The organism is Cupriavidus sp. GW823-FHT06D04, assembly GCF_058795055.1.
In genome coordinates, this window is the sequence record NZ_JBXAHL010000009.1 from 138,506 (window position 1) to 157,796 (window position 19,291).

15 protein-coding genes and 1 tRNA gene are annotated in these 19,291 nt (G+C 67.3%); 6 read left to right on the top strand and 10 right to left on the bottom strand.

All coding sequences use genetic code 11. The features are described 5' to 3' along the window. Window positions 1-6: 6 nt before the first annotated feature. Both AC1Q7H_RS14430 and hrpA read right to left on the bottom strand, forming a co-directional pair. Entirely contained in the window at window positions 7-1,005 is a 999-nt protein-coding gene (locus tag AC1Q7H_RS14430; RefSeq protein ID WP_153953628.1) for a YVTN family beta-propeller repeat protein, read from the bottom strand. 153 nt (window positions 1,006-1,158) lie between these two features. Then, window positions 1,159-5,196 (bottom strand): ATP-dependent RNA helicase HrpA, encoded by a 4,038-nt coding sequence (gene hrpA / locus AC1Q7H_RS14435; RefSeq protein ID WP_153953629.1) that lies wholly within the window; start codon window positions 5,194-5,196, stop codon window positions 1,159-1,161. Between the two features lie 23 nt (window positions 5,197-5,219). Between hrpA and argA the strand changes: the two genes are divergently transcribed. Beyond that, complete coding sequence (argA, locus tag AC1Q7H_RS14440) at window positions 5,220-6,686, top strand: amino-acid N-acetyltransferase (protein WP_013957203.1); 1,467 nt, start codon at window positions 5,220-5,222, stop codon at window positions 6,684-6,686. A 99-nt stretch (window positions 6,687-6,785) separates the two neighbouring features. Beyond that, window positions 6,786-7,058 (top strand): oxidative damage protection protein, encoded by a 273-nt coding sequence (locus AC1Q7H_RS14445; protein ID WP_010809445.1) that lies wholly within the window; start codon window positions 6,786-6,788, stop codon window positions 7,056-7,058. A gap of 67 nt (window positions 7,059-7,125) precedes the next feature. Here AC1Q7H_RS14445 and rpiA read toward each other — a convergent pair whose 3' ends face one another. Then, entirely contained in the window at window positions 7,126-7,812 is a 687-nt protein-coding gene (rpiA, locus tag AC1Q7H_RS14450) for a ribose-5-phosphate isomerase RpiA (protein WP_013957204.1), read from the bottom strand. Between the two features lie 179 nt (window positions 7,813-7,991). Between rpiA and tal the strand changes: the two genes are divergently transcribed. Then, window positions 7,992-8,948: a transaldolase gene (tal, locus tag AC1Q7H_RS14455; RefSeq protein ID WP_492381403.1), complete on the top strand. Its 957-nt coding sequence runs from the start codon at window positions 7,992-7,994 to the stop codon at window positions 8,946-8,948. Window positions 8,949-8,999: 51 nt separating this feature from the next. Here the strand turns inward: tal and AC1Q7H_RS14460 are convergent, their stop codons facing one another. From AC1Q7H_RS14460 to rnr, 3 genes are all read right to left on the bottom strand, one after another. Then, a complete protein-coding gene (locus AC1Q7H_RS14460; RefSeq protein ID WP_492381404.1) occupies window positions 9,000-9,767 on the bottom strand; it encodes an SIR2 family NAD-dependent protein deacylase in 768 nt (255 codons plus the stop codon). Window positions 9,768-9,771: 4 nt separating this feature from the next. Beyond that, entirely contained in the window at window positions 9,772-10,515 is a 744-nt protein-coding gene (gene rlmB / locus AC1Q7H_RS14465; RefSeq protein WP_010809441.1) for a 23S rRNA (guanosine(2251)-2'-O)-methyltransferase RlmB, read from the bottom strand. A 79-nt stretch (window positions 10,516-10,594) separates the two neighbouring features. Then, on the bottom strand, window positions 10,595-13,198 hold the full coding sequence (rnr, locus tag AC1Q7H_RS14470) for a ribonuclease R (RefSeq protein WP_492381405.1): 2,604 nt from the start codon (window positions 13,196-13,198) through the stop codon (window positions 10,595-10,597). A gap of 70 nt (window positions 13,199-13,268) precedes the next feature. Here rnr and AC1Q7H_RS14475 point away from each other — a divergent pair. From AC1Q7H_RS14475 to AC1Q7H_RS14485, 3 genes are all read left to right on the top strand, one after another. Next, window positions 13,269-13,355 (top strand) — tRNA-Leu (locus AC1Q7H_RS14475). Window positions 13,356-13,742: 387 nt separating this feature from the next. Next, the gene (locus AC1Q7H_RS14480) at window positions 13,743-14,177 is read left to right on the top strand and encodes an Rrf2 family transcriptional regulator (protein WP_013957208.1); all 435 of its coding nucleotides are present in this window, start codon (window positions 13,743-13,745) and stop codon (window positions 14,175-14,177) included. Between the two features lie 66 nt (window positions 14,178-14,243). Further along, the gene (locus AC1Q7H_RS14485; protein ID WP_492381406.1) at window positions 14,244-14,855 is read left to right on the top strand and encodes an NAD(P)-dependent oxidoreductase; all 612 of its coding nucleotides are present in this window, start codon (window positions 14,244-14,246) and stop codon (window positions 14,853-14,855) included. A 48-nt stretch (window positions 14,856-14,903) separates the two neighbouring features. On the opposite strand, the gene AC1Q7H_RS14490 is transcribed toward AC1Q7H_RS14485, so the two are convergent. From AC1Q7H_RS14490 to hflC, 4 genes are all read right to left on the bottom strand, one after another. Then, window positions 14,904-15,470: a phosphoribosyltransferase gene (locus AC1Q7H_RS14490; protein WP_010809437.1), complete on the bottom strand. Its 567-nt coding sequence runs from the start codon at window positions 15,468-15,470 to the stop codon at window positions 14,904-14,906. 125 nt (window positions 15,471-15,595) lie between these two features. Further along, window positions 15,596-16,936, bottom strand: a complete 1,341-nt coding sequence (locus AC1Q7H_RS14495) for an adenylosuccinate synthase (RefSeq protein WP_013957210.1) — start codon at window positions 16,934-16,936, stop codon at window positions 15,596-15,598. 85 nt (window positions 16,937-17,021) lie between these two features. Next, window positions 17,022-18,173: an ATP phosphoribosyltransferase regulatory subunit gene (locus AC1Q7H_RS14500; protein WP_013957211.1), complete on the bottom strand. Its 1,152-nt coding sequence runs from the start codon at window positions 18,171-18,173 to the stop codon at window positions 17,022-17,024. Between the two features lie 199 nt (window positions 18,174-18,372). Then, window positions 18,373-19,281 carry a protease modulator HflC gene (hflC, locus tag AC1Q7H_RS14505; protein WP_211979874.1) on the bottom strand — a complete coding sequence of 303 codons (909 nt, stop codon included), beginning with the start codon at window positions 19,279-19,281 and terminating at the stop codon, window positions 18,373-18,375. Window positions 19,282-19,291: the final 10 nt, after the last annotated feature.

Below are 19,291 nucleotides of genomic sequence, written 5' to 3' on the forward strand. Positions count from 1 at the left end.
GCCTGGTCAATACAGCGGCGCGCGCGTGCGGAAATAGATGCCGTGCGGCGAGCGCCCGACGCGCACGGTCTTGACCAGCTTGCGGCTGGCCACGTCGACCAGGCCGACCGAGCGCGCCCAGCGGAAGGTTACCCACAGCGTCTTGCCGTCGGCGGTCAGCTCCATGTCGTCCGGGCCCGGCGGCAGGCCGGTGATATCGCCGACCTTGGTCAGCGTCTGCTGGTCGATGATGCTGATGCTGCCGGTGACCCGGTTGCTGAGGAACAGATGGCGCTTGTCGCCGACCGCGCGGAAGTTGTGCGCGCCCTTGCCGGTCTGGATCTGCTTGACCACCGTGCGCGTGCGCCAGTCGATCACGGCCACGTAGTCGGCCCCGGTCATGCCGACCAGCAGGTATTTCTGGTCCGGCGTGACCCAGATGCCCGCCGGCGCCGAGCCGGTTTCCATGCGCCACATCACGTTCTGCGTGACCAGGTCGATGGCTACCACCTCATTGGAGTCCTGCAGCGTGATGAAGGCGATGCGGCTGTCGGCGGTAAAGGCGATATGGCTCGGGGTCTTGGCCAGCGGGAACTGCTTGGCCAGCTTCAGCGCCTTGCCGTCCCAGCGGTAGAGGTCGACACGGTCGAGCCGGTTGCCGGTGGCGACAAACCACTTCTGATCCGGCGAGAAGCCGATCTGGTACGGGTCGTCGACATTGGGCACGCGCTGCTGGACCTTGCCCGAGACCGGGTCCAGGAACACCAGGTCATTGCCGACCGCGTTGGCAATGATCAGCGACTTGTCGTCTGGCGTGGCGATCAGGTGGTGCGGTTCCTTGCCGATCGGGAAGGTCTCCAGCACCTTCTGGGTATCCTTGTCGATCAGCGTGACGGTTGCATCACCCGAATTCAGAATCACCACCACTTCCGCCGATGCCGGTGCGGCCAGCAGGCCCAGCGCCAGGGCGCCCACCGTGAAACCACCAGCTACAACACGACGCAATGCGAACTGCAGCGCAAACATAAAACCCGCCAGAAGAAGACTGAACCGGCGATTCTAACGGTTGAGCATGAGAATCCGCTGACAGCCCGACTGATGCCCATCAAGATTTTGGCAGATTGTTGCGCCGGAGCGACCATTTGCGGTTCGCCCCGGCATTCCGCCCCGCGCCGGCGCTCAGCGCTGCATCGATTCCCACACTTTCTGCAGCCGCTTGACCGACATCGGCACCGGTGTACGCAGCTCCTGGGCGAACAGCGCGATGCGCAGCTCCTCCAGCATCCAGCGGAATTCCTCCAGCCGCGCGTCCTCGCCGCCGCGGCCCTGGGTGCGCAGCTGCTTTTCGGCCCGCTGCCACTGCTGCACCAGCGGCGCCATCTCCTGCGTGCGCTGCGTGTCGCGCGCCGGGTCGCCCTTGAGCTTGTCCACCCGCATGGCGATGCCCTTCAGGTAGCGCGGGAAATGGACCAGCTGCGTGTACGGGGTCTCGTCGACAAAGCGCTTGCCCATCAGCCGCCCGAGCTGCGCTTCCATGTCCGCATGGGGCCCGGCGAACGGCTTGGCCTGCAGCAGCTTGCGCGGCAGCCCGGCGTACTCGGCCAGGATGGTCCCCACCAGCCGCGCGATCTCCTGCGCCAGCAGCGACAGCCGGGTGCGGCCCTCGTCCTTGCGCGCATTGAACTCGGCCTCGTTGCGCGGCAGCGGCGCCTGCATGCAGGCACGCTCCAGCGCCAGCATCACGATCTGCTCGCGCAGCATCTCCTGCGTGCCCAGCGTCATGTACTGCATCGCCATCTGCTGCAGGCCCGGGATGTTCTTCTCGATGAACTTGACCTGCTCGCGCAGCTGCAGCGCAAACAGCCGGCGCAGCCCCAGGTGGTGGACGCGGGCGGCTTCCTGCGGGTCGTCGAAGACTTCCACGTCGCAGTGCGTGCCGCGGTCGACCAGCGCGGGGTAGCCGAACAGGGTCTGGCTGCCCTTGCGGATCTCCAGCAGCTCGGGCAGCTCACCGAAGGTCCACCCGGTCAGGCCCTCGTACTTGCCGGGCTCGGCCGCGGCCAGCGGCGCCGCCTGCTCCGGGGCCAGGGTTGCCGCCTGTGCCGCGGCTTGCGCGGCCACCCGCTGGAACGACTGCTGCGCCTGCCCGCCCAGCTCGGCGCGCAACTGGGCCAGGTTGCGGCCCATCTCAAGCTGGCGGCCGTGCTCGTCGACCACCTTGAAGTTCATCGTATGGTGCGCGGGCAGCGTTTCCAGCTTGAAGTCGGCCCGCTTGACCATGGTGCCGGTCTGCTCGCGGATATCGGCAATCAGCACATCCAGCAGCTCGCCCTCGCCAAGCGGCTGGCGCGCGACAAAGCCCGCGGCATACTCCGGCAGCGGTACACAGTGGCGGCGCAGCTTCTGCGGCAGCGACTTGAGCAGCAGGTGCACCTTCTCCCTGATCATGCCCGGCACCAGCCAGTCGGCGCGCTCCTGGCGCACCTGGTTGAGTGCGTACAGCGGCACGGTCAGGGTCACGCCGTCGCGGTGGCTGCCTGGCTCGAAGTGGTAGGTCAGCCCCATGCCCACCCCGGCCACGTTCATGGTCTTGGGGAACAGGTCGGTGGTGATGCCGGCCGCCTCGTGCCGCATCAGCTCGTCGCGGTTCAGGTACAGCAGCTTGCGGTCCCTGACGCTCTCGGCCTGGTACCACTGCTCGAAGGTGGCCTGCTGGCAGATGTCGGCGGGAATCGCGCGATCGTAGAAGGCGTAGATCAGTTCGTCGTCGACCAGCACGTCCTGGCGGCGCGACTTGTGCTCCAGGTTCTCGATCTCGCGCACCAGGCGCTGGTTGTGCGCATAGAACGGCAGGCGCGTATCGAACTCGCCCTCGACAAGCGCGCGGCGGATAAAGATCTCGCGCGCTTCCTGCGGGTTCATCGGGCCGTAATGCACGCGGCGGTGCTGGTAGACCACCAGCCCGTACAGCGTGGCGCGCTCCAGCGCCAGTACCTGGCCCGCCTTCTTTTCCCAGTGCGGATCGCTCCAGCTGACCTTGAGCAGGTGGCGGCCCACCTGTTCCAGCCATTCCGGCTCGATGCGCGCCAGCGTGCGCGCGAACAGCCGGCTGGTCTCGACCAGCTCGGCCGCGACAATCCAGCGCCCGACCTTGCGCGCGATCAGCGAGCCCGGCCACAGGTGGAACTTGATGCCGCGCGCGCCCAGGTATTCGCGGCCCTTGCCGTCGCCATCCTCGATGCGGCAGCCGACATTGCCCAGCAGGCCAGTCAGCAGCGCCTTGTGCACCTGCTCATAGGTGGGCTCGCTGTCATTCAAGCGCCAGCCCTGCTCGGTCACCGTGGTCAGCAGCTGCGAATGCACGTCGCGCCACTCGCGCAGCCGCAGGTGCGACAGGAAGTGGGCGCGGCACTGGTCCTGCAGCTGGCGGTTGGACTTCTTGTGCGCGACCGCATCCTCGAACCACTTCCACAGCCTGACCCAGCCCAGGAACTCGGACTTCTCGTCCATGAACTTGCGATGCGCCTGATCGGCGGCTTCCTGCGCCTCCTGCGGGCGGTCGCGCGGGTCCTGCACCGACAGCGCGCTGGCGATGACCAGCACCTCGCGCAGGCACTGGTGCTCGCGCGCGGCCAGGATCATGCGCGCCACGCGCGGGTCCAGCGGCAGCTTGGCCAGCTGGCGCCCGGTGCCGGTAAGCTGGTTGGCGTCGTCGACCGCGCCCAGTTCCTGCAGCAGCTGGTAGCCGTCCGCGACGGCGCGGCCCAGCGGCGGCTCGATAAACGGGAACGACTCGATCTCGGTCAGCCGCAGCGCCTTCATGCGCAGGATCACCGCGGCCAGCGACGAGCGCAGGATCTCGGGGTCGGTAAAGCGCGGACGGCCGGTGAAATCGGACTCCTCATACAGCCGGATGCACACGCCGTTGGCAACCCGACCGCAACGGCCGGCGCGCTGGTTGGCAGCGGCCTGCGAGATCGACTCGACCTGCAGTTGCTCGACCTTGTTGCGGTACGAGTAGCGCTTGACCCGCGCCAGCCCGGTATCGACCACGTAGCGGATGCCCGGCACCGTCAGCGAGGTTTCGGCGACGTTGGTCGCCAGCACGATGCGCCGTGCGTTGGACGGCTTGAACACCCGCTCCTGCTCCTGCACCGACAGCCGCGCAAACAGCGGCAGGATCTCGGTATGCGGCGGGTGGTGCTTGCGCAGCGCCTCGGCGGCTTCGCGGATCTCGCGCTCGCCGGGCAGGAAGACCAGCACATCGCCGGGGCCGACGCGGCACAGCTCGTCGACGGCCTCGACAATGCCATCGTACAGGTCGCGCTCGCGTGCCTGCGGGCTGCGCGGCGCGCCGGCGGGCACGTCCTCGGTGATCGGACGGTAGCGCACTTCCACCGGGTACAAGCGGCCGCTGACCTCGATCACCGGCGCCGGCTTGTCGCCCGCGGCGAAATGCTGGGCAAAGCGCTGGGCATCGATGGTGGCCGAGGTGATGATCACCTTCAGGTCCGGGCGCTTTGGCAGGATCTGGCGCAGGTAGCCGATCAGGAAGTCGATGTTCAGGCTGCGCTCGTGCGCCTCATCGATGATCAGCGTGTCATAGGCGCGCAGCAGCGGATCGTTCTGGGTCTCGGCCAGCAGGATGCCGTCGGTCATCAGCTTGACCGACGCCCCCGACGACATGGTGTCATTGAAACGCACCTGGTAGCCCACGTGCTCGCCCAGCGGCGTGCCGATTTCCTGCGCGATGCGCTTGGCGGTCGAGGTCGCGGCGATGCGCCGCGGCTGGGTGTGGCCGATCAGCCCCCCACCCTCGCGCCCCGGGCCGCGCCCGATCGACAGGCAGATCTTGGGCAGCTGGGTGGTCTTGCCCGAGCCGGTCTCGCCCGAGACGATCACCACCTGGTTGGCCAGCAGCGCCGCGGCGATCTCGTCGCGACGGCCGGAGACCGGCAGGGCCTCCGGGAAGGTGATGGGCGGCAGCGGGTTGACCGGCCTTGGCGCACGCGGCGGCCGCGGCTCGCGGGGACCGCGTGGCGGGCGCTGCCCGGCCTCACCGGCCGGCCGGGCAGCGGCTGGCTGCGGACGGACGTCCGACTTCCTGACCGGGCCTGGGGCCGGCCGGGACTGGGTTGGGGAGGCGGACTGACCGGCACCGGCGCGCTGGCTCGGCGCGGCGGGTGGTTTAGGCTTGACGGGGCGTTGTTCTGACATTGGCCGGGATTATAATCCGCGGGATGAACGCCAGAACCGACGCGCCGCAGACGGCGCCTGCCTCCTCACCCGCCGCCCCCGTGCCGGCGGAGCCGCCTGCGGCTGAATTCCCCGCGCCTGCCCCGACCTCCCCCGTGCCCGCCGTCCCGGCGCCCACGGCGGCCGACCCCGAGCGCAGCGGCCCCGACCACCAGCAGTTCGTCGACTGGCTGCGCATGGTGGCGCCGTATATCCATGCCTTCCGCGGCAAGACCTTTGTGATCGCCTTCGCCGGCGAACTGGTCAAGTCGGGCGTGCTCAATGCGCTGGTCAACGATGTCGCGCTGCTGCACGCCATGGGCATGCAGATCGTGCTGGTGCACGGCTCGCGCCCGCAGGTGGAAGAACAGCTGGCGCTGCGCCATGTCGAGTCACAGTTCGTCGATGGCGTGCGCGTCACCGACAACGCCGCGCTCGAATGTGCCAAGGAGGCCGCCGGCGAGCTGCGCCTGGACATCGAGGCCGCCTTCAGCCAGGGCCTGCCCAATACGCCGATGGCCGGCGCCCAGCTGTCGGTGATCTCCGGCAACTTTGTGACTGCCCGCCCGGTCGGCATCGTCAACGGCACCGACTACCAGCACACCGGCCTGGTGCGCAAGATCGACGCCGAGTCCGTGCGCATGTCGCTGTCGCACGGCAAGGTGGTGCTGCTGTCGCCGCTGGGCTTCTCGCCCACCGGCCAGGCCTTCAACCTGTCGATGGAAGACGTGGCCAGCGCCACCGCCACCGCGCTCAAGGCCGACAAGCTGATCTTCATCACCGAAGTGCCGGGCGTGCCCGACCCGGTCGGCAAGATGATGCAGGAAATGTCGCTGCGCACCGCGGTCGAGCGCCTGCAGAACAAGCACCTGCCGCCGGACGTGGCCAACTACCTGCAGCACCTGGTCAAGGCGCTCAAGGGCGGCGTGCCGCGTGCACACCTGATCCCCTATTCGCTCGACGGCGCGGTGCTGCTGGAACTGTTCCTGCACGACGGCGTCGGCACCATGCTGTCCGACACCGACCTGGAAAGCCTGCGCGAAGCCACGCTCGATGACGTCGGCGGCATCGTCCAGCTGATCGCCCCGCTGGAGCAGGACGGCACGCTGGTGCCGCGCGGACGCCACCTGATCGAGCGCGATATCTCCAACTTCTCGGTGATCGAGCACGACGGCGTGCTGTTCGGCTGCGCGGCGCTCTACGACTACCCGCGCGAGAACATGGGCGAGATGGCCTGCCTGACGGTGTCGCAGGAAGCCCAGGGCACCGGCGACGGCGAGCGCCTGCTCAAGCGCATCGAGCGCCGCGCCCGCGCGCTCGGCCTGGAGAAGCTGTTCGTGCTCACCACCCGCACCGAACACTGGTTCCTGAAGCGCGGTTTCGTCCACGCCAACGTCGACGACCTGCCCGAGGACAAGCGCAAGCTCTACAACTGGCAGCGCAAGTCCATGGTGCTGATGAAAAAACTGTGACGCCGTAGGGGCAATTGCCGCCGCGCCGCGGCTGGCGGCCCCGCTTGGCTACAATAGCGCCAGCGCCTCAGCACCTGACAAACAAACCAAGGAGTCCCCATGGCCCGCATGGTCCAATGCATCAAGCTGAACAAGGAAGCCGAAGGCCTCGACTTCCCGCCGCTGCCCGGCGAACTGGGCAAGAAGATCTGGCAAAGCGTGTCGAAGGAAGCCTGGGCTGGCTGGCTCAAGCACCAGACCATGCTGATCAACGAAAACCGCCTGAACATGGCCGATGCGCGCGCGCGCCAGTACCTGCTCAAGCAGACCGAGAAGTACTTCTTCGGCGAAGGCGCCGACCAGGCCCAGGGCTACGTGCCGCCGCAGTCCTGAACCGGACCGGCCAATGACAAAAGGGGTGCCTCAGGCACCCCTTTTGCTTGGTAGCGGACGACTTTGCTCAGTAGTCCGTGCGCTGCACGCCGTCGCCGGTGCCCAGCAGCAGCACATCCGCGCCGCGCAGCGCGAACAGGCCCACCGTGACCACGCCCGGCACCTGGTTGACGGCCTGCTCCAGGCCGCGCGGGTCTTCGATCTTCAGGCCGACCACGTCCAGGATCACATTGCCGTTGTCGGTCTTGTAGATGCCGCCTTCCTTGGTCATGCGCAGGCGCGGCTGGCCACCCAGGGCCTGCAGCTTGCGCGCCACCGCGGCACGTGCCATCGGGATCACCTCGACCGGCAGCGGGAAGGTGCCCATGGTCTGGACCAGCTTGCTGCCGTCGGCGATGCAAACAAAGCGCTTCGCGACCGAGGCCACGATCTTCTCGCGCGTGAGCGCCCCGCCGCCGCCCTTGATCATGGCGCCGCTGGCGTCGATCTCGTCGGCGCCGTCGACATACACCGGGATCTCGTCGACCTCGTTCAGGTCCAGCACCTTGAAGCCGTGCTGCTGCAGGCGGCGCGTGGACGCCTCGGAGCTCGACACCGCACCGGCGAAGCGCTCCTTGAATGCCGCCACGGCGTCAATGAAGAGATTGGCGGTGGAGCCAGTGCCCACGCCGAGCACTGCTCCTTCGGGCACTTCCTGCTTCACGTAGTCGGCGGCAGCTTGCGCGACCAGCGCCTTGAGTTCATCCTGAGTCATGACAACAGCCAGATTGCGTTGGGGGAAACGCGTAGTGTAGCGGATTGCGGCGGCAGGTCACGCGGGCGACGGTACAATGGATCAGGCCGGGGTGGCGGGTGCGCGACCCGTGTGCGACCTGCGCCCCCCTGATGCCCGCGAATGATTTTGCAGACGCTCAAGCAGACCAACTAGCGACCATGAACCAGCTCGAACAACTCAGGCAGTTCACCACGGTGGTGGCCGATACCGGCGACTTCCAGCTGATGAAGCAGTACACCCCGCAGGACGCGACCACCAATCCGTCGCTGATCCTGAAGGCGGTGCAGAAACCCGAATACCGCCACCTGCTGGAGCAGGCCGTGCGTGACCACCACGGCAACGGCGGCGTCGATGCGGTGATGGACGCCGTGCTGATCGCCTTCGGCTGCGAGATCCTGGCGATCGTGCCGGGCCGCGTGTCGACCGAAGTCGATGCGCGCCTGTCCTTCGACACCGAGGCCAGCGTGGCCAAGGCGCGCCACCTGATCCAGCTGTACGAGCAGCGCGGCATCGCGCGCGAGCGCGTGCTGATCAAGATCGCCTCCACCTGGGAAGGCATCCGCGCGGCCGAGATCCTGCAGCGCGACGGCATCCGCTGCAACATGACGCTGCTGTTCTCGCTGGTGCAGGCGGTGGCGTGCGCCGAGGCCGGCGCGCAGCTGATCTCGCCCTTCGTCGGCCGCATCTTCGACTGGTACAAGAAGCAGGCCGGCGAGCAATGGGACGCGGCCGCCAACGGCGGCGACAACGACCCCGGCGTGCGCTCGGTGCGCCAGATCTACGACTACTACAAGAAGTTCGGCTACCCGACCGAGGTGATGGGCGCCAGCTTCCGCAGCACCGCGCAGATCCTGTCGCTGGCCGGCTGCGACCTGCTGACCATCAGCCCCGAGCTGCTCGAGCAGCTGGCCGCCGGCCAGGGTTCGGTGACGCACAAGCTGTCGGTGGACCAGGCCCAGGCCGCCAATATCGCCCGCATCGCGGCCGACGAGGCGTCCTTCCGCTGGCAGTTGAATGAGGATGCGATGGCGACGGAAAAGCTGGCCGAAGGCATCCGCCTGTTTGCGGCGGATGCGGTCAAGCTGGAGAAGCTGATCGGCGGGATTGCAAAATAAGCGCCAGTTCAGCGCAAGACAGGCCCGGGCGGCAACGCCCGGGCCCGAGGCTCAGCCGGCCGATGGCGCCAGCTGCGGCCACAGCAGCGGCAGGCACGCACCCGCCGCGGCGGACAGCACGATATCCGCGGTCTGGTCCAGCGCCGATGGCTGCAGATTGACCACGATCACCGGCGCGCCATGCTCGCGCGCCAGGCCCGGCAACCCCGCCGCCGGATAGACCAGCCCCGAGGTGCCGACCACCAGGCACAGGTCGCAGTGTTGCGCCGCATGCTCGGCGCGGTAGCGCGCCACGCGCGGCAGGTCCTCGCCGAACCACACCACGCCCGGACGCATCAGCGCGCCGCACAGGTTACAGCGCGGCGGCATGCCCGGCAGCGCGGTCGCCTCGTTGCAGCGTCCGCACCCGTCCAGCCATTTGTTGGCGAACAGGTTCCCGTGCAGTTCGATCACGCCCGCGCTGCCGGCGCGCTGGTGCAGGCCGTCAACGTTCTGCGTGACCAGCGTGAAAGGTTTCTGCGCAGCCAGCGCGACCAGCGCATGGTGCGCCGGGTTGGGATGCACGGCTGCGACCAGCTCGCGCCGGTGCACGTACCACTTCCAGACCAGAGCGGGCTGGCGGCGGTAGGCGTCCTCGCTGGCCAGCTCTTCCGGGTCGAACTGTTCCCACAGCCCGGTCATCGCGTCGCGGAAGGTCGGCACGCCGGATTCGGCGGAAATGCCGGCGCCGGTCAGCACGAAGATATTGCCGGCGGCCGCGATCAGCCGGCGTGCTTCCTCAAGCCCCGGCATTTCAAGGAGACCGGAATCAGCGGCCATGGACTTATCGCGGCAGGCGCCGCTGGCGCACGGCTTCGTACAGGCATACGCCGCTGGCGACCGAGACATTCAGGCTTTCCACGCCACCCGCCATCGGGATGCCGACCAGCTCGTCGCAGGTTTCGCGCGTGAGGCGACGCATGCCCTCGCCTTCGGCGCCCATCACGATCGCGGTCGGGCCCTTGAAGTCGATGTCATACAGCGACTTTTCGGTGCCGTCGGCGGTGCCGATGACCCAGATGCCGCGTTCCTGCAGTTCACGCAGGGTGCGGGCCAGGTTGGTGACGGTGATATAGGGCACGGTCTCGGCGGCGCCGCTGGCGACCTTGGCCACGGTGGCATTGAGGCCGACGCTGCGGTCCTTGGGGGCGATCACGGCATGCGCGCCGGCGCCGTCGGCCACGCGCAGGCAGGCGCCCAGGTTGTGGGGGTCGGTGACGCCGTCCAGCACCAGCAGCAGCGGCGTGCCTTCGATGCCGTCGAGCAGTTCATCCAGGTTCAGCGCCAGTGCCACGTCTTCGGCACGTGCCACCACGCCCTGGTGGCGGTCGGTGCCGGCCATGCCGCGCAGGCGCTCGGCATCGACCGGGTGCAGGCGCACGCCCAGGCTTTCGGCCAGGCGCACGAAGTCCTGCATGCGCCGGTCGCGGCGGGCGGATTCGATATAGACATCGGTCACGCCCTTGGCATCTTGGCGCAGGCGTGCGGTGACGGCGTGAAAGCCGATCAGGAGTTTGTTTTTAGCCATGGCGCGATTGTACTCGCCCTCTCGCCCCCGGCAGCCGGCCGGGGGGCGAGAGGCGGCGGCATGGCGGCCGCCGCGGGCTTCAGCGCTTGCGCGGGGTGCGCGGGCTCTTGGCCGGCGTCTTGCCCGCCGGCTTGGCCTGGTGCGACTTGGAGGCCGGCTTGCGCGGCTTCTCCAGGTGCGAGGGCTTGGGCTTGGCCGCGTGCTTGGCCGGCTTGCCGCCGGTCTTCACATGCGGCCTGAGCGGCGTGATCACCGCCTCGAACACCGGCTGCTCCTCGATCACGCGGTCCAGCGTCTCGTCGAACGACTCTTCCGGCTTGGACGAGCCGCCCAGCAGCGCCGCCAGCTGGCGTCCCTTCTTGCGTGCCGGCACCGCATGGGCGGCAGGCACGCGCGGCTGGGTCTCGGTGCCCCCCGCGCGGGCGCGCAGGGTTTTCGCCGACGGCTCCTGCACCAGGCGGAAGTCGATCTTGCGCGCATCCAGGTCCACGCGCGAGACCTGCACGCGCACGCGGCCGGTCAGGCGGTAGCGGATGCCGGTCCGCTCGCCGCGCAGTTCGTTGCGGGCCTCGTCGTACTGGAAGTAGTCGCTGCCCAGCTCGGTCACGTGGACCAGGCCTTCCACATACAGCTCGTCGAGCTGCACGAAGATGCCGAACGAGGTCACGGCGCTGATGGTGCCGGCGTAGTCGCTGCCTAGCTTGTCGCGCATGAAGTAGCACTTGAGCCAGGCCTCGACATCGCGCGAAGCCTCGTCCGCGCGGCGCTCATTTGCCGAGCAGTGCAGGCCGAGCTCGTCCCAGATGGCCTCGTTGCGCTTGGCGCGCGCCGCGGTCAGTTCTGCCTTCTGCTCGGCGTCCTTGGCCTGCAGCCGGCGCGCCTTGGGCGAGATCGCGGTATTCAGCTCGGTCCCGTGCGCAAACGCCGGCTGGTACTTGGTATGCGCCAGCACCGCCTTGATCGCGCGGTGCACCAGCAGGTCGGGGTAGCGGCGGATCGGGCTGGTGAAGTGCGCGTAGGCCTCGTACGCCAGGCCGAAGTGGCCGATATTGTCCGGGCTGTAGACCGCCTGCTGCATCGAGCGCAGCAGCATGGTCTGCAGCATCGGCGCGTCGGGACGGGACTTGATCTTGTCCATCACCTCGGCGTAGTCCGATGCCTGCGGCTTGTCGCCGCCGCCCAGCGACAGGCCGGCGGTGCGCAGGAAGTCGCGCAGGTTCTTCAGCTTCTCTTCGCTGGGGCCCGCGTGGATGCGGTACAGCGCCGGGTGCTTGAAGCGTTCGAGGAAGTCGGCCGCGCATACGTTGGCGGTCAGCATGCACTCTTCGATCAGCCGGTGCGCGTCGTTGCGCGTGCGCGGCAGGATCTGCTCGATCTTGCCCTGCGCGTTGCAGACGATATAGGTCTCGGTGGTGTCGAAGTCGATCGCGCCGCGCGCGCGCCGTGCCTTGAGCAGGACCTGGAACAGCTCATACAGGTTCTGCAGGTGCGGCACCAGCTCGCTGCGCTTGTGCGCCTCGGGGCCCTTGGTGTTGGACAGCACCGACCAGACCTCGTTGTAGGTCAGGCGCGCGGCCGAATGCATCACGGCCGGGTAGAACTGATAGCCCTTGAGTTCGCCCTTGGCGGTGATCACGGCATCGCACACCATGCACAGCCGGTCCACGAGCGGATTGAGCGAGCACAGCCCATTGGACAGCTTCTCCGGCAGCATCGGGATCACGCGGCGCGGGAAGTAGACCGAGGTGGCCCGGTCCAGCGCATCCGCGTCCAGCGGCGTGCCGGGGCGCACATAGTGCGACACATCGGCGATCGCCACGATCAGGCGCCAGCCCTTGGCGCGACCGATCTTGACCGGCTCGCAATAGACCGCATCGTCGAAGTCGCGTGCGTCTTCGCCGTCGATGGTCACCAGGGGGATGTCGCGCAGGTCGATGCGGTGGTCCAGGTCGGCCTGGCGCACCTCGTCGGGCAGCGCGGCGGCTTCCTGGGCGGCGGCCGGCGCGAACGCATGCGGCACGCCGTACTTGCGCACGGCGATCTCGATCTCCATGCCGGGATCGTCGATGTCCCCCAGCACCTCCACCACGCGGCCCACCGGCTGCACGTAGCGGTCGGGGAATTCGATCAGCTCGACGCTGACCACCTGCCCCACCCGTGCCTTGCCCTGCGCCTTGGGCGGGATCAGGATGTCCTGGCTGATGCGCTTGTCTTCAGGCGCCACCACCAGCACGCCGCCTTCACTGAGCAGACGGCCGATGACAAAACGGTTGGCGCGCTCGATGATCTCGACGATCTGCCCTTCGGGGCGCCCGCGCCGGTCGTAGCCGACCACGCGCACCTGCGCGCGGTCGTTGTGCATGGCCTTCTGCAGTTCGCGCTCGGGCAGGAAGATGTCGTCTTCGCCGTCGTCGCGGATCAGGAAGCCAAAGCCGTCGCGGTGGCCCTGCACCCGGCCGGTGACGAAGTTCGGCTGATGGGCCAGCTCATAGCGGCCCTTGCGGTTCAGCTCGATCTGGCCGTCGCGCTCCATGGCCGCCAGGCGCTTCTGAAAACCGTCATGCTCTTTGCGCGTGACGGAGAGGGCCTTGGCAATATCGCCGGCCGACTGGGGGGATCCCGACGTTCTCAACACGCCCAGGATTTCTTCCCGGCTGGGGATCGGATAGTTGTTCTGATTCAATTTTTTCTGGAAACTATTTGACAAAATTCTCGCGCTCTCTATAATGAGCGCTTCGGTTGTTTCGACACCTGCCCAGGTGGCGGAATTGGTAGACGCACTAGGTTCAGGTCCTAGCGGTGGCAACACTGTGGAGGTTCGAGTCCTCTCCTGGGCACCAGATCACCGGAAAACCCGCAGCGCTTTCAAGCCCTGCGGGTTTTTTGTTTTTGACGCCTGTTTCGCGCATCAGATCCGGCAACTTGCACTCCTTGCTTGGCGGCCATGCCGCGATGTCATAACTGCGAGCGTACGGGTTTTTTCCCGTCCGTGAAACCGCGCACCGTACCCCGCGCGGCAGCCGAACCACAACGGTACGGCAATGTCGAGGAGTGTAACAGCTTCAGTGGCGATTCCGGCATTCCACCGGCCATTGGCTGCCACATCGGCGTATCACCTCCTTCCCTCCCCGTACTCCTGCCACTTTGTACCCTGCCCGTGCTTGACATGCCCGACAATGTGTAACTATCATGGTTTCACATTGCACCTGACATCCTGAGCACAAGCGTTGAGCACAAGCAGCCGGTTCGCCGTGGCAGTCCACATCCTGACCCTGCTCGCCAGTTCGGCCGAGCCGGTGCCGTCGTCGCTGATCGCCGGCAGCGTGGGCACCAACCCGGCGCTGATCCGGCGGCTGGTCGGCCAACTGGCTGAAGCCGGGCTGGTGGCGACCACCATGGGCAGCACCGGCGGCGCCACGCTGGCGCGACCGGCCGCGTCGATCACGCTGCTCGACGTGTTCCGCGTAGTGGAAACCACCGCGCTGATCACGCTCCACCAGAGCGCGCCCAATCCGGCCTGCCCGGTCGGGCGCGAGATCACCGGTGCGCTGCGCAAGGTCGCGGACCGTGCGCAGGCGGCCATGGACGATACCCTTGCCGGCATCACCATCGCCAGCATGCTCGCCGATGTCGAAGGCAGCAACCAGCGCCGCAAGCGCTGATTTTTTTTGCCCCGATATGTAACCACGATGGTTTCATATCAAACCTGACCGAAAGAAGGAGTGACCATGAAGATCGCAATCATCGGCGCCACCGGCCGCGTTGGCACGCGCCTCACCGACGAAGCCCTGCGCCGCGGCCACCAGGTGACCGCCATTGCGCGCCACGCCAGCAAACTGCCCGCTCGCGACGGCGTGACCACCAGGGACGTCGACGCAACCGACAGCGCCGCACTGGCCGCGGCGCTGGCCGGCAACGACGTGGTCATCAGCAGCGCGCGCTTCGCGCAACTGAACGCGCAGCAGGTGACCTCGGCCGTGCGCCAGGCCGGCGTGCCGCGCCTGCTGGTGGTGGGTGGTGCCGGCAGCCTCTGTGTCGCGCCGGGGGTGCAGTTGGTCGACACCCCGAATTTCCCCGACGCCTACAAGCCCGAGGCCCTCGCAGGCCGCGACTTTCTCAACGCGCTGTGTGGCGAACAGCAGATCAAATGGACCTTCCTGTCGCCCTCGGCACTGTTCGAGCCGGGCGAGCGCATTGGCAAGTTCCGTGTTGGCGAGGAAACCCTGCTGAGCGACGCAGCAGGCAAGAGCTGGATCTCGATGGAAGACTATGCCATCGCGATGCTCGATGAGATCGAAAAGCCGGCGCATTCGCGCCAGCGTTTCACGGTCGGCTATTAAGCCGGCCGCCGGGGCCCACCGGTAGCGGCAGGCCCCGGCGCAAGCACATCAGGCCTGCGCGCCGTCGTCCTGGCTGGCACGCTTGCCGCGCTTGAGCCAGGCGGCCAGGTTGTGCGGGCGCAGCGTGTCGTACTCTTCGAACGGCTGGTGGATCCAGGGGTTCGACGGCAGGAAGGTCACATGGTAGTCCGGCTCGACCTTCGAGCACGCCTTGTACCACAGCACGGCCGAACGTACCTCGGTCACGGCCGGATAGCGCTCCTTCAGGTGGCGGCCCACGCGCTCCAGCGTGATGCCCGAATCCACCAGGTCGTCGACCAGCAGCACCCTGCCCGTCAGCTCGCCGCGGGTCATGGTGATGTACTGCGCGATGTCCAGGTTGCCCTGCTGCGTGCCCGCGGCCTCGCGGTAGCTGCTGGTGGCCAGGATGGCCAGCGGCACGTCGAAGATGCGCGACATCTGGTCGCCGACGCGCAGCCCGCCGCGCGCCAGGCACAGGATCTTGTCGAACTTCCAGCCCGACTCATGCACGTTCAGCGACAGGCGTGCGATCAGGCGATGGTATTCATCCCAGGAGACCCACAGGTTCTCGTCATCGTTCGTTGGCAGGTTCATCTTTTTGCGCTTTGTATCGTCGGGTCGGTTGACCTATATGGCTCGGCCCGCTTGCGCGGGCCGATTTATTTCTGGCGGGCCGCAGCGCTCGTGGCGCCGCTGCCTTGTGGCGTGCTGCTGCCGGGTCAGGCCTTGTACGGATGACGCAGCAGGATGGTCTCGTCGCGATCCGGGCCGGTCGAGATCATGTCGATCGGAATGCCGACCACTTCTTCCACGCGCTTTAGGTAGATGCGGGCCTGCTCGGGCAGCGCGTCCCACGTCTTCACGCCGAAGGTCGACTCGTTCCAGCCGGGGAATTCCTCGTAGACCGGCACGCAACGCGCCACGGCGTCAGAGCCGCGCGGCAGGATGTCGACGGTCTTGCCATCGAGCTCGTAGCCCACGCACAGCTTGATGGTTTCCAGGCCATCGAGCACGTCCAGCTTGGTCATGCACAGGCCGGACACGCCGTTGATCTGCACCGAGCGCTTGAGCGCGGCGGCATCAAGCCAGCCGGTGCGGCGCGGACGGCCGGTGACCGAACCGAATTCCTTGCCGACGTTGGCCAGGCGCACGCCGACCGGGTCCTGGCGCGACGGGTTGTCGTTGTCGTACAGCTCGCTCGGGAACGGGCCCGCGCCCACGCGCGTGCAGTAGGCCTTGGTGATACCCAGGATGTAGTTCAGGCGGCCCGGACCGACACCGGCGCCCGCTGCGGCCGCACCGGCCACGCAGTTGCTCGAGGTCACGAACGGATAGGTGCCGTGGTCCACGTCCAGCAGCGTGCCTTGCGCGCCTTCGAACATCAGGTTGCCGCCGGCGGCATTGACCGCGTACAGCTCGGCCGACACGTCGGCCACCATCGGCGCCAGGCGCGGCGCGTAGGCCAGAGCTTCGTCCAGGGTCTGCTGGAAGTCCACGGCTTCGGCGCCCAGGTACTGGGTCAGCATGAAGTTGTGGTAGTCCAGGTTCTCGCGCAGGCGTTCGGCGAACTGCTGCGGATCGAACAGGTCCTGCACGCGCAGCGCGCGGCGGGCCACCTTGTCTTCATAGGCCGGGCCGATGCCGCGGCCGGTGGTGCCGATCTTGGCGGCGCCACGGCGGGCTTCGCGCGCCTTGTCGATGGCAACGTGGTACGGCAGGATCAGCGTGGCGGCCTCGGAAATGCGCAGGCGGTTCTGCACCTGCAGGCCGGCGCCTTCGAGTTCTTCGATTTCACGGAACAAAGCTTCGGGCGACAGCACCACACCGTTGCCGATGTAGCAGACCGTGCCGTCACGCATGATCCCGGACGGGATCAGACGGAGAATGGTCTTCTTGCCACCGATGATCAGCGTGTGGCCAGCGTTGTGGCCACCCTGGAACCGCACCACGCCCTTTGCCTGGTCGGTAAGCCAATCGACGATTTTTCCTTTGCCTTCGTCACCCCATTGGGTGCCGATCACGACGACATTGCGTCCCTGGCCTACTGCGGATGCGGACATATTGCTTTGGTCAATAGGTTAAAAACGTATTCTACTCTTGTTGCCGGGCGATTCTCGATTTTTGGGCACGCCCGGCGCCCAAGCGTCAGCGCGGCACCACGGCCCAGCCGGCGTCCTGGCGCACCAACTGCCGGTCGCAGTTGAACTCATCGAGCTCGTGGGTATGGCCGGGCAGCGACTGGATCACGATCTCGCCGGCCGCACGCAGCGTGGAAATCGCGGCCCGGAGTGCCGGATCCGCATCCCAGGGCGCAAAAATCGCCTGGGCGCGCACTTCCACGGGCGACAGCGCCGCCACTTCACGCAGGTCCAGCGAGAAACCCGTGGCCGGGCGCGCACGGCCGAAGGCCTCGCCCACCTTGTCATAACGGCCGCCACGCGCCACGTAATTGGGCAGGCCGGCAACATAGGCCGCGAACATCACACCGCTGTGATAGTGGTAACCGCGCAAATCCGACAGGTCGATATTCACGCTGGCACCGCGCACCTGCACCGCCAGTGCCGCCAGTTCATCCAGCGCGCGGCCGATGGCCGGGCTGGCCGGCAGCGTCGCGCGGGCGCGCTCGATCACGTCCACGCCGCCGTACAGCGTAGGCAGCGCCAGCAGCGCATCGCGCTCGGTCTGCGGCATGCCTGCGGTCAGTTCGCGCAGGGCCGGCACATCCTTGGTTTCCAGCGCGGCAAAGAGCGCGTCCTCGATCTTGCGGATCGACGGCAGGCCCGCCAGCAGCGCTTCCAGGATGCCGGCATGGCACAGGTCGATGCGGACATCCGACAGCCCCGCCGCCTGCAGCGCGGCCAGCATCAGGTCCTGGATCTCGACGTCGGCTTCCAGGCCGGCATGGCCATAGATCTCGGCGCCGATCTGGATCGGCTCGCGCGTGGCGTGGAAACCCGCCGGGCGCGCATGCAGCACGTTGCCCGCGTAGCACAGGCGGGTCACGCCCGGGCGGTTCAGCAGGTGCGCGTCGATGCGCGCGACCTGCGGCGTGATATCGGCACGCAGGCCCATGGTGCGGCCCGACAACTGGTCCACCAGCTTGAGCGTGCGCAGGTCCAGGTCATGGCCGGTGCCGGTCAGCAGCGACTCCAGGTATTCCAGCATCGGCGGCATCACCATCTCATAGCCGTAGGTGCGGAACAGGTCCAGCATGCGGCGGCGCAGTTCTTCGATCTTGCGCGCTTCCGACGGCAGCACGTCGGCAATGTTTTCTGGCAGCAGCCAATGGTTGGACATAGTGAATCTCTTCTCAGTCAATCTCGTCTCTGTCATTCGGTTTGCCTCGAGGCAATGCCCCCAAGGCGCCCGTGCCTGACCAGGAACTTCATTGCAGGCGCCGCGCGCCCGCGCCATCACTCAGCGAGGATGGCTCCAGCCGGACAAAACCCCGGCAAGCCGGGGTTTCGTCAATTCGCCACACGGACAAGCGACGGTGCTAGCGCTTGCCCCCGGATCCGCCCGAGGCGGCCGCGGCGGCACCGCCGCTGGAACGCATGTAGCGGAAGAACTCGGAGGTGGGCTCAAGCACCAGCACGTCGCGCTTGTCGCGGAAGGTGTTGCGGTAAGCCTCCATGCTGCGCCAGAACTGCGCGAACTGCGGATCGCGGCCAAACGCGTCGGCATAGATCTGCGAGGCCTTGGCATCGCCCTGGCCCTTGATCACCTGGGCGTCGCGATAGGCCTCGGCCAGCACCACTTCGCGCTGACGGTCGGCATCGGCGCGGATCTTCTCGCCCTCGGCAGCACCGGTGGAGCGCAGCTCGTTGGCCACGCGCTTGCGCTCGGCCTCCATGCGCCGGTACACCGATTCGCTGATCGCGGGCAGCAGGTCAACGCGCTTGAGGCGCACGTCCAGGATCTCCACACCCACCGACTTGGCGTATTCGCTCATGCCGTTGCGGATGGCCTGCATCACCTGCTCGCGCTCGCCGGCAACCACGTCGGCCACGGTGCGCTTGCCGAACTCCTCGCGCGCCACCGAGTCGATGCGCTGGGTCATGCGGTCCTGCGCACCGCGCACGTTGCCGCCGAAGGCGACAAAGAACTTGCGCGGATCGGTGATGCGCCATTTGACGAACCAGTCCACCACCATGCTCTTCTTCTCGGCGGTCAGGAAACGCTCGCTGGCGGCCCCGTCGATGGTCTGCAGGCGGCGGTCCATGAACACCACGTTCTGGAACGGCGGCGGCAGCTTGAAGTGCAGGCCGGGCTCACGCACTACCTGCTTGATCTCGCCGAAGGCGAACACCACGGCGTACTGGCGCTGGTCGACCACGAACAGCATGGACGAGACCACGGCCAGCAGGATGAAAAAGCCAATCGCGAAGGAAATCAGTCGGTTCATGACGGTCTCC